This window comes from Parageobacillus sp. NEAU-HV-2, from assembly GCF_059115485.1.
The window spans coordinates 108,504-123,097 of record NZ_JBXUJJ010000002.1 but is presented as its reverse complement, the minus strand read 5'-3'; the positions used below and the strand labels follow the sequence as shown (position 1 = coordinate 123,097).

The 14,594-nt window shown below is 44.1% G+C and carries 13 protein-coding genes; 5 read left to right on the top strand and 8 right to left on the bottom strand.

Going from position 1 to position 14,594, the window contains the following annotated elements:
- Nucleotides 1-75 precede the first annotated feature (75 nt).
- Nucleotides 76-1,170: a M24 family metallopeptidase gene (locus AC1WMD_RS04120; RefSeq protein ID WP_494256045.1), complete on the top strand. Its 1,095-nt coding sequence runs from the start codon at nt 76-78 to the stop codon at nt 1,168-1,170.
- A 61-nt stretch (nt 1,171-1,231) separates the two neighbouring features.
- On the opposite strand, the gene ald is transcribed toward AC1WMD_RS04120, so the two are convergent.
- The 3 genes from ald to AC1WMD_RS04105 form a co-directional block, all read right to left on the bottom strand.
- Nucleotides 1,232-2,350 (bottom strand): alanine dehydrogenase, encoded by a 1,119-nt coding sequence (gene ald, locus AC1WMD_RS04115; RefSeq protein WP_043905752.1) that lies wholly within the window; start codon nt 2,348-2,350, stop codon nt 1,232-1,234.
- A gap of 233 nt (nt 2,351-2,583) precedes the next feature.
- On the bottom strand, nt 2,584-3,345 hold the full coding sequence (locus tag AC1WMD_RS04110; protein ID WP_043905753.1) for an SDR family oxidoreductase: 762 nt from the start codon (nt 3,343-3,345) through the stop codon (nt 2,584-2,586).
- A gap of 131 nt (nt 3,346-3,476) precedes the next feature.
- The gene (locus AC1WMD_RS04105; protein WP_186003877.1) at nt 3,477-3,620 is read right to left on the bottom strand and encodes a hypothetical protein; all 144 of its coding nucleotides are present in this window, start codon (nt 3,618-3,620) and stop codon (nt 3,477-3,479) included.
- Between the two features lie 111 nt (nt 3,621-3,731).
- Between AC1WMD_RS04105 and AC1WMD_RS04100 the strand changes: the two genes are divergently transcribed.
- On the top strand, nt 3,732-4,178 hold the full coding sequence (locus AC1WMD_RS04100; protein ID WP_043905754.1) for a universal stress protein: 447 nt from the start codon (nt 3,732-3,734) through the stop codon (nt 4,176-4,178).
- A gap of 23 nt (nt 4,179-4,201) precedes the next feature.
- Here AC1WMD_RS04100 and argH read toward each other — a convergent pair whose 3' ends face one another.
- A complete protein-coding gene (gene argH, locus AC1WMD_RS04095) occupies nt 4,202-5,581 on the bottom strand; it encodes an argininosuccinate lyase (RefSeq protein WP_494256044.1) in 1,380 nt (459 codons plus the stop codon).
- Nucleotides 5,578-6,786 (bottom strand): argininosuccinate synthase, encoded by a 1,209-nt coding sequence (locus AC1WMD_RS04090; protein WP_043905756.1) that lies wholly within the window; start codon nt 6,784-6,786, stop codon nt 5,578-5,580. The genes argH and AC1WMD_RS04090 overlap by 4 nt, the downstream gene beginning before the upstream one ends.
- 187 nt (nt 6,787-6,973) lie before the next feature.
- Here AC1WMD_RS04090 and AC1WMD_RS04085 point away from each other — a divergent pair, with 187 nt between their 5' ends.
- Nucleotides 6,974-7,288, top strand: a complete 315-nt coding sequence (locus AC1WMD_RS04085; RefSeq protein WP_494256043.1) for a hypothetical protein — start codon at nt 6,974-6,976, stop codon at nt 7,286-7,288.
- Between the two features lie 139 nt (nt 7,289-7,427).
- The gene (locus tag AC1WMD_RS04080) at nt 7,428-9,086 is read left to right on the top strand and encodes an acetate--CoA ligase (RefSeq protein ID WP_494256042.1); all 1,659 of its coding nucleotides are present in this window, start codon (nt 7,428-7,430) and stop codon (nt 9,084-9,086) included.
- Nucleotides 9,087-9,130: 44 nt separating this feature from the next.
- On the opposite strand, the gene AC1WMD_RS04075 is transcribed toward AC1WMD_RS04080, so the two are convergent.
- Nucleotides 9,131-9,646, bottom strand: coding sequence for a MogA/MoaB family molybdenum cofactor biosynthesis protein (locus AC1WMD_RS04075; protein ID WP_043905759.1), 516 nt, complete (start codon nt 9,644-9,646; stop codon nt 9,131-9,133).
- 899 nt (nt 9,647-10,545) lie between these two features.
- Here AC1WMD_RS04075 and AC1WMD_RS04070 point away from each other — a divergent pair.
- On the top strand, nt 10,546-12,066 hold the full coding sequence (locus AC1WMD_RS04070) for a response regulator transcription factor (RefSeq protein ID WP_494256040.1): 1,521 nt from the start codon (nt 10,546-10,548) through the stop codon (nt 12,064-12,066).
- A gap of 78 nt (nt 12,067-12,144) precedes the next feature.
- On the opposite strand, the gene AC1WMD_RS04065 is transcribed toward AC1WMD_RS04070, so the two are convergent.
- Together AC1WMD_RS04065 and AC1WMD_RS04060 are read right to left on the bottom strand one after the other, a co-directional pair.
- Nucleotides 12,145-13,323 (bottom strand): hypothetical protein, encoded by a 1,179-nt coding sequence (locus AC1WMD_RS04065; RefSeq protein WP_043905761.1) that lies wholly within the window; start codon nt 13,321-13,323, stop codon nt 12,145-12,147.
- A gap of 34 nt (nt 13,324-13,357) precedes the next feature.
- Entirely contained in the window at nt 13,358-14,515 is a 1,158-nt protein-coding gene (locus AC1WMD_RS04060) for a DUF6114 domain-containing protein (RefSeq protein ID WP_043905762.1), read from the bottom strand.
- Between the last annotated feature and the right edge of the window lie 79 nt (nt 14,516-14,594).

Below are 14,594 nucleotides of genomic sequence, written 5' to 3'. Positions count from 1 at the left end.
ATCCGATAAACATTTACATTTTGATTTATTCCTGCTACTCTCAAATAGAGAGAAACAAGAAAGGAAAGATGTACAATGAACAAACGGCTTCAATTATTTTCCGATTGGCTTCAAGAACAACATATTTCATTGGCGTTCATTACGTCAAGTCCAAACGTTTTCTATTTAAGCGGGTTTTGGTGCGACCCGCACGAGCGGCTGTTAGCACTGCTTGTTTTCCCGGAAGGAGAGCCGGCGTTGGTTTGCCCGCAAATGGAAACGACGCGCGCCCGCCAATCTGGATGGGAACATGAAATTATCGATTATGATGATACGGCCAACCCATGGGAATTGATCGCACGGCATATCCAGGCAAGAAATATCGCGGTCGAGCAAATTGCGGTTGAAAAAAGCCATCTTTCTCTAGAACGCTATGAGCTGCTTCATACCTATTTCCAAGCGCATACATGGCTCAATGCCGAAGAAAAATTACGGCAATTGCGGATGATCAAAGATGAAAAAGAAATTGCCATACTGCGGCAAGCGGCGCAGTTGGCCGATTATGCCGTTGAAGTAGGTGTAAGCGCCATCCGGGAAGGAAAAACAGAATTAGATATTATCGCGACAATTGAATACGAAATGAAGAAAAAAGGCGTACGGGAAATGTCGTTTGCCACCATGGTTCTCGCCGGCAAAAACACCGCTAATCCTCATGGCGTACCAGGACAGACGCCGATTCAGCGCGGCGATTTTGTTTTGTTTGATTTGGGCGTCATCGTCGACGGCTACTGCTCCGATATTACGCGAACCGTCGTTTTCGGTTCGGCAACGGAAGCGCAAAAGACGATTTATGATACCGTTTTGCGCGCGCAGCTGGCCGCCATTGACGCGTGCAAGCCAGGCGTACCAATCGGTGCTGTCGACCGAGCGGCCAGAGCGGTGATTGAACAGGCAGGATATGGTCCATATTTTACACACCGTGTCGGGCACGGTTTAGGCATTGAAATACACGAATATCCGTCCATGAACGCCACCAATACGATGCCATTAGAGCGCGGCATGACGTTCACGATTGAGCCGGGCATCTATGTCCCGTCCATTGGCGGAGTTCGCATTGAAGACGACGTATTTATTGCTGATGATGGCGTTGGCATTTTAACTGCCTATCCAAAAGAGCTTATTGTTGTTTAACGGCAAAAAAGAGCGGCTTTATTGGCAATGCCGCTCTTTTTCACAACTATGAACGTTCTCGCTATTGTTCGAGCAATGTTCTCGCATCGGTATACGGTAATCCGTGTGCCTTCGCTACCGCTTCATACGTAACTGAACCATTTAACGTATTGATTCCTTTTAGCAATGCCTCATTTTGCAGGCAGGCGTCGCGATACCCTTTATTGGCGATTTGCAGCGCATAAGGGATGGTGACGTTCGTAAGCGCAAACGTGGATGTTCGCGGCACCGCGCCCGGCATGTTTGCTACCGCATAATGAACGACCCCATGCTTAACATAGATCGGATCATCATGAGTCGTAACGCGGTCGGTCGTTTCAAAAATTCCGCCTTGATCGATGGCGATATCGACAAGCACGGAACCAGGTGACATCGAGCGCACCATTTCTTCCGTCACCAGCTTCGGTGCTTTCGCGCCAGGGATTAATACGGCGCCGATAACAAGATCCGACTGTTGCACCGCTTCAGCGATGTTATACGGATTGGACATTAACGTCGTCACATGCTCGCCAAACAGATCGTCAAGCTCGCGCAGCCGCTCGGCATTAATATCTAAAATCGTCACTTCCGCTCCGAGCCCCACTGCTATTTTTGCCGCGTTCGTTCCAGCCGTCCCGCCGCCGATAATCGTTACTTTTCCGCGGCGCACTCCCGGCACGCCTCCTAATAAAATTCCTTTTCCTCCGTGCGGCTTTTCGAGAAACTGCGCGCCTACTTGCACGGACATTCTTCCTGCTACTTCGCTCATTGGCGTTAATAACGGAAGCGCACCGTTTGCCAATTGTACCGTTTCATAGGCAATGCCGATTACTTTTTTGTTCACTAATTCTTTCGTCAACGATTCCTCGGCGGCTAAATGCAAATAAGTAAACAAAATAAGGCCTTCGCGGAAATATGCGTACTCTTCTGGAAGCGGCTCTTTTACTTTTAACACCATTTCCGCCGCCCATGCATCTTGAGCAGACGGAACGATCGTTGCTCCTGCTTTTTCATACTCTTCATCGAAAAAACCAGAGCCAAGCCCCGCTCCTTTTTCCACATATACTTCATGCCCGGCTTTTACTAATGTCATGACTCCTGCCGGTGTAATCGCCACCCGGTTCTCATTGTTTTTAATCTCTTTTGGAATACCGATTTTCATTGTTATGAATTCCTCCTAGTTGATTTGCTTACTATACCATATCCTTTTATCCAGCAAATGTGAAACCATCATTAATTATCTTTCTCCCATTTCCATACAAATAAACGAGCGTTTTCCTCGCACGATCCAGGCAGAATGAAGGAGGAAAAAAATATCCTCCCAAATGGGCCATTTTTTACAAATAAAAAATCACCTCATGAAAGCAAACGAGGTGATTTTCTTCTAACAACTGCTTACGGGCGATAGCGGTGAAGAACATTGACTCCACCGGTAACATCAATCACTGCTCCTGTAATCATATCGGAATCTTCTTCACATAAGAAAGCAATCATACGAGCAATATCTTCACCCGTCCCTGAACGGCCGATGGGGGTTTCCTCATCTTTTTTCGTCCGCGCATACGCAATGGTTGCTTCTTTCATTTCTCCAACAATATTGCCTGGGCAAACCATATTTGCGGTAATGCCATACTCCGCTTCCTCGAGCGCGATCGTTTTCGTCAACGATACTAAACCAACTTTTGCCGCGCTAAATGCAGATCGATGCACCCATCCCGGGGCATCCGCCGCTCCTTGGAATCCGTATGTAATAATGCGTCCAAACCGTTGTTTTCTCATCACCGGAATCGTTTTCTTTACTAAGTGGAAAACGGCGCTTAAATTTCCTTCAATCATTTCATACCATTCCTCTTCCGTATAATCCGCTAATTTTTTTCTCTCAAAAATATATGGTCCAGCATTATTAATCAAACAATCAATCCGGCCGAATCGCTGTAATGCCGCCTCGACAAGCGCCGATAAATCATCTTTCTTTGTGACGTCCCCGCGGACAAACTGAAGCCGGTCTTTTAAATGGGCATACTTTTCTTGCAGCGACTGCATCGCTGCCTCGTCACTCCGATAGTTGACCGTTACCGAATATCCTCTTTCTAACAACAGTTCCGTTACTTTTCTCCCCAGCCCTTTCGCTCCGGCTGTGATGAGGGCATGTCGCACAGCTACTCCTCCTCACCTTCACAACTTCCTTGTCTTTACTTTAATTTACTATAAATTATGTGGGCACGCATCCGTCTTGTTTCAAAAAAATCATCATGGTGATGTCTCACCATGATGAATTCACATTTATTCTACTCGCCAATTTCGCGCTTTGGATCGTAGTAAAGCTCATCATGATCCATCGTGCCGCTATGATACGCATCCATAATTTGTTCGCTAATGGTTTTGATTTCCTCTTCGTCATAATACAAATTTTTGTCATGCTTTTTTTCCACTTCTTTCACCCCTTGTTCATCAAAATTCCATATATACGGTAGTTTCCCATGCTTGCATGGGGGTATACTAATCATAGAGATAGCATTTTTATCCAAAGGGAGTGGAGAACCATGACGATGACGTACAAAACAATTGTCGTTGCCGTAGACGGTTCCAAAGAAGCGGAATGGGCATTCAAAAAAGCGGTCCAAATTGCTAAACGTAATAACGCGAAACTCATTCTTTCTCATGTTATTGATTTACGGAGCTTTGCCCCCCTTGAAGTGTATGACAGCACTGCCGTTGAACGGTCTGAAGAATACGCAAAAGAGCTTTTAAGTGGTTACCAACAACAAGCATTGGCTGCTGGATTAAACGATGTTGTCATCGATATTGAATTTGGTTCCCCAAAAGTAAAAATCGCTAGAGATGTAGCGCAAAAATATAAAGCTGACTTGATCGTCTGTGGAGCAACAGGATTAAACGCAGTCGAACGCCTGTTAATTGGAAGCGTTTCCGAACATATCACCCGCTATGCGAAATGCGATGTGCTTGTTGTGCGAACCGAAAAAGAATAAAGAAAAACACTCCGCAGCATCCGCTACGGAGTGTTCGCTATTTTTTTGGCTTTTTCCAACGCTTTTCTTACTTCGGAAAACCCTGTTCCACCCGCGCTATTGCGGCGGTTAACAGCGGTGTATGGCTTAAGCGCTTCATATATATCTTCTTCAAACAACGGTGACGCTTCTTTATAGACATCAAGCGGCAAATCCGCTAAAAATATGCCTTTTTCAATGCATGTCAGCACGAGCTTGCCCACGATTTCGTGCGCTTCGCGGAATGGCACTCCTTTATTGGCCAAATAGTCGGCTAGCTCGGTCGCGTTTGAAAAATCTTGTTTTGTCGCTTTTTCCATCACGTCCACATTGACTTTCATCGTTTCGATCATGCCGGCGAAAATTTTCAGCGAGCCAATCACCGTTTTTACCGTATCAAACATGCCTTCTTTATCTTCCTGCATATCTTTGTTATACGCGAGCGGTGTTCCTTTCATCACAGTCAACAGCCCAAACAAATTTCCGTACACCCGTCCTGTTTTGCCGCGGATTAACTCGGCCATATCAGGATTTTTCTTTTGCGGCATAATGCTGCTGCCTGTCGCAAACGCATCATCGATTTCAACGAATTGGAACTCCTGGCTCGACCAAAGAATGAGCTCCTCGCAAAAACGGGATAAATGCATCATCAGCATGGCGCTGTTGCTTAGAAACTCAATGATGAAATCGCGGTCGCTTACCGCATCGATGCTGTTTTCGTAAATGCCGTCAAATCCAAGCAGCTCCGCGGTCATATGGCGGTCGATCGGAAACGTCGTGCCGGCAAGCGCTCCTGCGCCAAGCGGCGACTTATTAATGCGCTTTAATGACTCGCGGAACCGCTCGCGATCGCGCTCGAGCATCCAAAAATAGGCGAGCAAATGATGGGCGAACGAGATCGGCTGAGCCCGCTGTAAATGCGTATATCCCGGCACAATCGTCTCCACATGCTTTTCCGCTTTTTCCACAAGCACTTTTTGCAATTGCCCAATCAGCGTGATAATTTCAGTAACGCGTTTGCGCAAATATAAATGCATATCGGTCGCCACTTGGTCATTGCGGCTTCTTCCGGTATGCAGCTTCCCGCCTACAGGACCGATTTCATCGATAAGCATTTTTTCAATGTTTAAATGAATATCTTCATAGGCAACGGAAAACTCCAGCTTCCCTTGCTTCGCTTTTTCGAGCAAAGTAAGCAGTCCATTTTTGATTTTCTCTACATCTTCATTTGGCAAAATTCCGCATTTCCCGAGCATCGTCACGTGAGCGATGCTGCCTTCGATATCTTCTTCCACCAGCTCTTGGTCGAATGGGATCGACGCGCCAAATTCGTCGACCCATTCTTCCGCTGTTTTCGTAAACCGTCCTCCCCAAAGCTTTTTCACACGGTCACCTTCTTTTGATTGTTCACGATGCTGTATACTTTCGTCGGCAATCCGTATAAGGAAATAAACCCGACAGCCGCTTGATGGTCAAATTCGTCTTCCGCCGTATAGGTTGCCAGCTTTTCATCATATAGGGAGAATTCCGATTTTCTTCCTTCCACAATCGCGTGTCCTTTAAATAATTTCACGCGCACAACACCGGTTACGTTTTTTTGCGTTTCTTTTAAGAAAGCGACAAGCGCATCTTTAATTGGCGAGAACCATAAGCCGTTATAAATAACTTCCGCCAATTTTTGTTCAATAATCGGCTTAAAGTGCGCGACTTCTTTGACGAGTGTTAAATCTTCCAGTTCTTTGTGCGCCTTAATCAGCGTCATCGCTCCTGGACATTCATATACTTCCCGCGACTTAATGCCGACAAGGCGGTTTTCGACATGATCAATGCGCCCGACGCCATGTTTTCCGGCAAGCGCGTTCAGTTTCAAAATTAACTGCGCAAGCGAATATGTTTGACCGTTTAGTGTTGTCGGCACGCCTTGTTCAAAACCGATTTCAATGATTTCCGGGACGTCCGGCGTATTCTCGAGCGCTGCCGTCAGTTCGTACGCCTCCTCCGGCGGAGCCGCCCACGGGTCTTCTAAAATACCGCACTCATTGCTTCTGCCCCATAAGTTTTGGTCAATGGAAAACGGGCTGTCAAGGTCGACTGGAATCGGAATGCCGTGTTTTTTCGCATATTCGATCTCCTCTTCGCGCGACCAGCTCCATTCCCGTACCGGAGCGATAACATCCAAGTTTGGATTTAACGCTTTAATCGACACTTCGAAACGGACTTGGTCATTTCCTTTTCCGGTGCAGCCGTGGGCAACGGCAACTGCTCCTTCCAGTTCCGCGATTTCCACCAATTTTTTCGCGATCAGTGGACGCGATAAGGCGGATACAAGCGGATATTTTCCTTCATAAAGCGCATGCGCCTGCAAGGCGATAAGCGCGTATTCATTCGCAAATTCTTCCTTTACATCAATGACATACGATTTAATCGCCCCGACTTTTAACGCTTTTTCCTTTACGAAATCGAGATCTTTTCCTTCGCCAAGGTCTAAACAGCAGGCGATGACATCATAGCCTCGCTCCTGCAGCCATTTAATTGCAACCGATGTATCTAAGCCTCCGGAATACGCCAGCACCAGTTTCGGATTAGCCATTTTTTATTCCCCTTCCTGTTTACATAAATATGCTTTTATATAAATAAATATTCAGAACAATCTATTACCACTTTATCAGCTTTTTTGTTGTTTTTCAATAGTTATTCATCAGAAAGCATAAAAATACTAATTGTTGTTTCTTTCCCTTTTTTTGTACAATTACAATAAAGGAAAGGGTGGAAAAAGGATGGAACAATATTTTATTTATGACCAACGGCTTGGCATTCTGTTGCCAAAGTTAGAAAAAGATTGGGAGGATTATAGCGAAGAGGAGCAGAACGCGATTTTGCTGCACTGGGAAACGATTCGCGGCGCCATTCCCGACCGTATTGCCGAATTGGAGAAAACCATTAACCAAAAGCAGGATGAACTCGGCAACGAAAATGATTTCGAACGTACCTGCCAATTAAATGCAGAAATCGCTGAACTCGCTTCCATCATTAATGATTTATGGATTTGGTATCGGATGAATCAAACAGTATCAGAACGCATGCATCAGTAAAAAAGAAGGAGAGGCAGACGCGGTAAAGCTCTCCTTCTTTCTATATTTCCAATTTTTATTTTTATAAAATGTATTGAATATTTTTTTTATTAACATTATTATTTATATTGATTCTACTTTATGCAGCGGAGGGATACTCATGACAAAACTAGCATCCTATACCTCAGTCATTGATTCTTTTTCCTGGGATAACGTATTCGCACATTACGATTGGAATCCGCATGAGCGTTTCAATGTTGCCCATGAAGTGTGCGACCGTTATGCAGACGATCCAGAACGCATCGCCCTATTCTATGAAAACCATTTAGGAGAAAAGAGAACCATTACCTATCGAGAATTACGGGATTGGTCGAACCAAATGGCCAATGTATTTCGCAAACTTGGCGTGAAAAAAGGGGATAGAGTCTGCGCTCTTCTGCCTAAAAATCCTGCGCTGATCGTCTACGTTTTGGCTGCTTGGAAAGTCGGCGCCGCTTATGTACCGCTATTTACAGCGTTTGGCCCGCAAGCGATCGAATATCGCATCAACCATTCCGAAGCAAAAGTGATATTGACGAACAAAGAACAACGTTCAAAATTGCCTCCTAGAGAAAAAACGCCAACATTGGAACATATTTTTATCATCGACGGGTCGAATAACGATAACGATTTACCTTTTTGGGAAACGCTTTCAAAAGAACCTGTCGACCATAAGACAGAAGAAACAACGGTAAACGATTTGCTGGCAATCCAATATACATCAGGCTCAACGGGAATGCCGAAAGGAGCAATGTGGTCACACAACTTGCTTATTAACATTTATCCTTATATGCGATATGCGATCGATTTGCGGGATGACGATGTCTTTTTAGGAGGAGCTGACCCGGGATGGGCTTATGGGTTGATCTTTTGCACATTTGCTCCAATGTGCTTCGGAGTGCCAATCGTCTTTTATGAAGGCCCATTTAAACCGGAAACGTATTACTCGCTGATGGAAAAATATCACGTAACCAACTTTACGTATGCTCCAACCGCTTACCGCGCGATGGCTGCAGCAGGTGCGGAATTAATCAGTAAATACAATATCGGCGTACGTGCTATGAGCTCCGCAGGAGAACCGCTTAACCCGGAAGTCATTCGCTTTTTCCAAAAACATTTAGGGGTAACTGTCCATGACCACTACGGTCTGTCGGAAACATTAATGCTAATCGGTAATTTCAACGCGGTAAATATGGAAATACGACCGGGCTCCATGGGATGGGTATTGCCGGGATTTGAAGTCGCATTGCTCGACGATGAAGGAACTCCGGTAGCAGACGGAGAAGTTGGACAAATTGCTTTTAACACCGATTCCATTCCAAACGTATTTAAAGGTTATTGGAAAGAGCCTGAAAAAACGGCGGAGAGATTGATGGGAAATTGGTTTCTCACTGGAGACTTGGCAACGAAAGACGCGGACGGATACTTTTGGTTCCAAGGCAGGGCCGATGATATTATCTCCAGCGCCGGATACCGCATTGGACCTTTTGAAATCGAAAGCTGTCTCATTGAACATCCAGCCGTAGTGGAAGCAGCGGCCGTTGGAAAGCCAGATCCATTAAAAGGGGAAATCGTCAAAGCTTTCGTTGTATTGGCGGATGGCTATGCTCCATCGGAAGAACTGGCGCAAGAATTATCTTTGTTTGTTAAAAATCATTTATCCAAACACGAATATCCTCGTGAAGTAGAATTCGTATCAGAACTTCCAAAAACGCCTAGTGGGAAAATCCAGCGTTTTATTCTTCGCAACCAAGAAATCGAAAAACAGAAAAATTCCTAATCCAACAAAAAGTGTCCGATTCCTTGAACGGACACTTTTTGCTCTTATCGTAAATCCTTTCTTATTTCCCGCACCACATGGCCAAGCTCCGGCAAAATCAGCTTCGTCATCGCCAAACGCACTGCCCCAGATGACCCTGGGGTGGAAAAAATGGCCGTGTCATTCGCCACTCCGGCAATCGCCCGCGACAAGATCGCCGCCGAGCCGATATCTTCCGTATAGCTCAGCATGCGAAACAGCTCGCCAAAACCGACGATCTCCTTTTCGATGATTTCTTTGATCGTTTCGATCGTCACATCTCTTTTGGCGATGCCGGTGCCGCCGTTCGTCAGCACAACGTCGACGTCCGGCCGCCGGCAGCCGTCAAGCACGGCCTGGCGGATCGCCTCTTTTTCATCTTTCACGATTTCATATGCAACAACGTCATGTCCGGCTTCTCTTAACAACTCGATCATCAGTTTCCCGCTTTTGTCCGTCTCCGCCGTTCTTGTGTCGCTTACGGTGACCACTTTGCAGCGGACGGCAAGCGGGGCTTCTTGTTTATGCTCGGCAACGCTCATGGGCATCATTCCATCCTCTCATTTGACGATATCCTCCTTTACAAGTATAAATGACTCACTGTACCTTTTTCAAAGCAAAGGCGAGCCCATGGCTAATTAAAACTGGTAAGATGGATACGTTCCCTTCTTATTTAAATTGTAATTGTACGTGCAATCCCTTGTCGCCTAAACTTCCTAATCTCCTTGCCAATTCACGTGTATGATCATCCATTCTGCTTCGATCATGTTTCTCTAATTCCCCAACAGCAAGCAATAATTGAACCTCCCCCATCGAAATATAGATTGTTTTTTCACCTCCATCAGCACTTTTTTATTCCAATGAATGGACGGACTCCCTGCAATATACATCTGAAAAGCTTATACTGGGACAGCAGGCCGATTGCGTCCATTGCTTCCTTCCAAGCCTTTATCCATTTGAACGAAAAACAGGAAGGTTTAAACGAAGTTGGATAAATTTCTATATGTAAAGGTGAGCATTTGTTATTACCTTTCTATGACGATGTGAATGGTTATCTTCCATTTTGCCAAACGGATAAACGCCAGATCTCCATCTTGTTATAAAATAGACAGAATTGTTATAATATTGTTACATTATTATTATAATTATTATAATCACTGCTAGCCGATTGAAAGGATAGATCGCTAATACCTGAATCCGTAACAGCTTCATTTCTTCATCTTTCAAAATCCCATTAATATCACTGATTTCGTTCATTTTTACCTCTTCACCTAATAAGTGAAGAGGCAAAGAAGCAATTCGTTCAATCATAAGGCTATCTGAGTCGTTTATTCAAGTTTCTATCACGGATTCAGGCAATACTTCTTTTTCCGTTGATCACCAAATGGCGGTACAGATTTCTCCAATAACGATTAGGTCATCAAAAGGAGGAAACGATGCGATGTGCCTGACGTTAAAAGAAAAAATGAACAACATCTTGCAAAACGGTATTGATATTATTCAAGAGCACCACGAACTGATTCTTGCCAAGTGGAAAGAGAAATTATCTGAATTACAGAAAAAGCAAAACATTGCGGCGCAGCCATTGGAAACCGCTATCGGCTTTTTTTCCGAAAGGTTATTCCCAAAAAGAGGAGACATCGAAGAACTTTTGCAGGATATCGAAGAGGGATGGAAACAAAATTCAAGTTTGTTCCCTTCTAACAAAATGACTTTTATCTTTACGTTATTGGAAAATGCTGTCCATGAGGTAATTCAATCCAACATCGGTGATTTATTTCAAAAACATCAAGCGGTTCAATATTTGTTTTCTAAAATCCATGAAGTTATTTTTAAAGAATGTTATGATGAAAAGCACAGCATAGACCACTTTCTCGAACAACTCGCCTCCTCAAAGCAGCTTCCCATTCATTGGATTGCTGAATTGACAAAATCAGAAGAGGGATTTTATGTAAAAAAAATATACAGCCAAACAAACTTCTTGCCTTCAACGATCGGCCGCCAATTGGAAGCGGATACATTATTTGCGTTATCGGAGTCTTTGCTTGAATTCATGCCGAAAACAGGGGAAAAAATGCGGGTTTTTCCGATCCCGTGGGAAGAAAAAATTTTATTGTTTTGTACAAACGAAACGGAACACCAAGCTCTTCCATTTATCATGCATTCCTTGCAAATGTTCAATACAGGGGAAAAGGTGCTAGAAAAGGCAAAACAGGGACAATTATGGAAGGATGCGGTTATTTTATTTGATCAATGGATTATGCGTGCTAAAACGTTACATCAAGCGTTTGAATATATTTCGTCTGGTTTTGTGAACTACTTGCCGTTTGAACGGTGTGCATTGTTTGCTTATTCTAGCGCGAATGAAAGCGGGTTTGGACTTTATGGGTACCAGCTGAACAACGAAGAGATAAAAAACATTCACGAGAATATTAATGGCCTCCCGCTAATTAAAAATTATATGCAGCGATTACAGCTGCTTGGCGGAAACATCACGAATTTGCCGCCCATTTATGTGTCAGAAGCAGCGAAAGGCCTGCCGATCAAATATGTCAAACAATTTCAACTCGAATCTATTGTCATTGCCCCAATTTACGTTCCTTCGGAAAGCAAACTCATCGGAGCAGCCATTTTAGATCAAGGACCAGGAAAACCATTTAACATTTCGAGTGACATTTTTACCGCCGTTATGAAATTCGGCCAAAGCGCCGGGGAAATTTTAGCAAAATTCGGCGGTGATCGCCCGGAATTTCCACAAGCCGCTGCAACGCCCCATTTGTCTCCTCGCGAAATTGAAGTATTGAAATTGGTCGCAGAAGGAGCTTCCACCTATGAAGCGGCTAAAAGATTGCATTTAAGCGAATATACTGTTCGCGACTATGTGTCGACCATTTTGCAAAAAATGAATGCGAAAAACCGTACGGAAGCCATTGTCAAAGCGATACGGGATGGAATCATATAATTCATTTGCGGCGGCACTCAAAAAAATAGTGGAAATTGGAATGGAGCTCCTTTCGCCATTCCAATTTTTTCTTTCGCCTCACTCACTCCCATTGTCCGATTTTTCCTCCTGTTCGTGTTGTTGGCCAATATATTGTTTTAAAGCTTCAATAGATTTGTTCATCTGATTGATGCGATCGCTCCATGTATGTATCTCGTTTTGTAACCCGTTGATTTGCTCATCGGCTTGGTCAACTTTTTCTTCGATGGAGTGAAGCTTCTTCTTTGTTTCTGCGACCTCTTGACCGATCTCCGACTTTTCGCCGAGCTTGAGTTTCTTTAAGGTTTCTGACACGTTTTGGACCGTTTTTTGTTTGGCTTCTAGCGATTCTTTTACCTGTTGCAACATCTCATCCATTTTTTGTAAAGTAAATGTGAAACTTTTTAATTGAATGGTAAAATCGTTGTATTGCTTACTTAAATGTTGTACCGTTTCTTTCAACACATCTAGATTTCCAATCCGTTCGTTTCCTTGTTTTATTTCTTTTTCCAAACGGTCCGCTTCATTCTCTATTTGCTTCCTTCGTTGTTCCGCATCGTTGAGGAGTCGATCCATTTGATCGGCTTGTTCTTGAAACTTTGCCATATCTTTCTTCACTTCTTTGAAAGCCTCGATTTCGTTGTCCGTCTTTCCACTTTCGTGCTCATGAATCGCTAATATTAGATGTTCGGCTTCCTTCTCCAAATCTTGCTTTAACAATGATTGTGCGATCGATTGCGCTTCAGATACTTCTTTTGGATCAAAACTTGTTTCGACTGACATATTTGGAATTTGAACATGGTCCGTGGTTAATTTTGTAGCTACAAGGGTCACATCCCTCAAGCACTGCTCAACGACAGGGACGCCATCGAAACAGAGGCCGCCAATATGCAGCTTCGTCACTGTCATATTCATTAGCTTGGCATTGGCTATATCGTTAGATTGGATGGACAACACCATTGTCCCATAGTCTGTTCTCACTAATTTTGTTAAAGTCAGCCCATATATTTTCGCCTGTAGAAATGCAATCGGCAGTTCACCGATGATCACTCCAGGCGCTCCAATGATGATCCCTCCTAAATCGAGAGTGCCCACGACTTTATCGGCATGAATGATAAAGCCGGAATCCTCATCGGCCGTCGTTGCCGCTGCTCGGCTCGTACCTCCTAGCGGAAAGCAAAAACTAATGATAAGTACAAACAAAAGACTAATGATTTTCGCTTTTTTCCATACGATCATAACGGATGTTCCCTTCAAATGATTTCAGTGATTGTTAACCGGTTATCGTATTTGAAGTTACAGTTGGAATGTCTTTTGGACTTTTCGAAAGATCATGGTCATTGGAGCCCGTTTTTGAAAGAACACCATTCCAAGCGGCAATGAATGTACCGCCAATTAAGCCAAGCAATCCGCCAACCACTAACCCTCCTGCCGCCCCGATAAATGATAGAATGGAACAAATAATGATCAAACAGCCTGTAAATAAATGAGTTTCAGGTTTGGCCATGGCCAAAATCGATAACATTATCATGACCATTCCGATGACGAGCCCGGCCCACATTAATCCGCTTCCAGGCAATAATAACATCGGAGCAACGCTAATTCCGACGAGTAAAATCAAACTCCCGCCAACGAGAGAAAAAACCGCGCCCATAACCGGGCGATGTTTATTGGACGCAAGCAAATACCCAAAAGAAAGCGGTAAAAACACCCCTACACCATAAGGCAGAACGAGCCCGGCCACGCGACGAATAACACCATCGAGCTGGACCATTCCTAGATGGGTGCATGTAAAAACTCCCATTAATACGGCGACGATTGCCGCTAATATAAAAAGCATATTTCTACTTGCTTGGACCGCTTGTGACCACGTTTCTTGTTTTCGTTTTTTTATTAACACCCCAGTGGCATAAATCAACAGAGCAACGACCACAACGGCCAGATTCGTTAAATAAAATGGTAGCTCCATTGCGACCTTATTAAAATTTACCAAATGATCAATAATACCTATTACATTAATCGCTACAAACGTCCCGATTGAACCAAGTAAAAAAAGGTTCAAATAGTGGCCATGATATAATACGTATCGTTCTTTATTTACATGGTTTTCGACCATCTTATGAATGAGCGTTGAATAAATGATAGCATTGCAAAAGCCAAAGATGACCGCCCCCTTTGCACCGAAGCCGAGCAACTGGCTTCCGCCAATTAGGGCCCCTGGCAAAAGGCTGGCACTTGCATATTTCATTTTCGCTTTGTTCCACTTCATAAAGTGAAACAACATCGTCAGCAAAGCAAGAAGAGCCGCTCCCGTTCCTCCCCCGATCACCGCACCTCCCAATCCTTTTCCAAAAACGAGCCCGCCCGCAAAAGCTCCGGTAACCAAACCGATGACGATCATACTCAAAGTTTCAAAAAATAACTTGATCATCTGGTCCACCTCCTAACGATATAGCCAACACCTTTCGATCCATTCGTGACTATTTTCATCAAAACTTAAGATGATAGAG

Excerpts from the sequence above, each read along its gene's own strand:
- AC1WMD_RS04065 (WP_043905761.1), bottom strand. The coding sequence starts at position 13,323 with ATGATCGTATGGAAAAAAGCGAAAATCATTAGTCTTTTGTTTGTACTT.
- AC1WMD_RS04085 (WP_494256043.1), top strand. The coding sequence starts at position 6,974 with ATGGAACAATATTTTATTTATGACCAACGGCTTGGCATTCTGTTGCCA.
- AC1WMD_RS04100 (WP_043905754.1), top strand. The coding sequence starts at position 3,732 with ATGACGATGACGTACAAAACAATTGTCGTTGCCGTAGACGGTTCCAAA.
- AC1WMD_RS04070 (WP_494256040.1), top strand. The coding sequence starts at position 10,546 with ATGTGCCTGACGTTAAAAGAAAAAATGAACAACATCTTGCAAAACGGT.
- AC1WMD_RS04075 (WP_043905759.1), bottom strand. The coding sequence starts at position 9,646 with ATGAGCGTTGCCGAGCATAAACAAGAAGCCCCGCTTGCCGTCCGCTGC.
- ald (WP_043905752.1), bottom strand. The coding sequence starts at position 2,350 with ATGAAAATCGGTATTCCAAAAGAGATTAAAAACAATGAGAACCGGGTG.
- AC1WMD_RS04120 (WP_494256045.1), top strand. The coding sequence starts at position 76 with ATGAACAAACGGCTTCAATTATTTTCCGATTGGCTTCAAGAACAACAT.
- AC1WMD_RS04060 (WP_043905762.1), bottom strand. The coding sequence starts at position 14,515 with ATGATCAAGTTATTTTTTGAAACTTTGAGTATGATCGTCATCGGTTTG.
- AC1WMD_RS04080 (WP_494256042.1), top strand. The coding sequence starts at position 7,428 with ATGACAAAACTAGCATCCTATACCTCAGTCATTGATTCTTTTTCCTGG.
- AC1WMD_RS04090 (WP_043905756.1), bottom strand. The coding sequence starts at position 6,786 with ATGGCTAATCCGAAACTGGTGCTGGCGTATTCCGGAGGCTTAGATACA.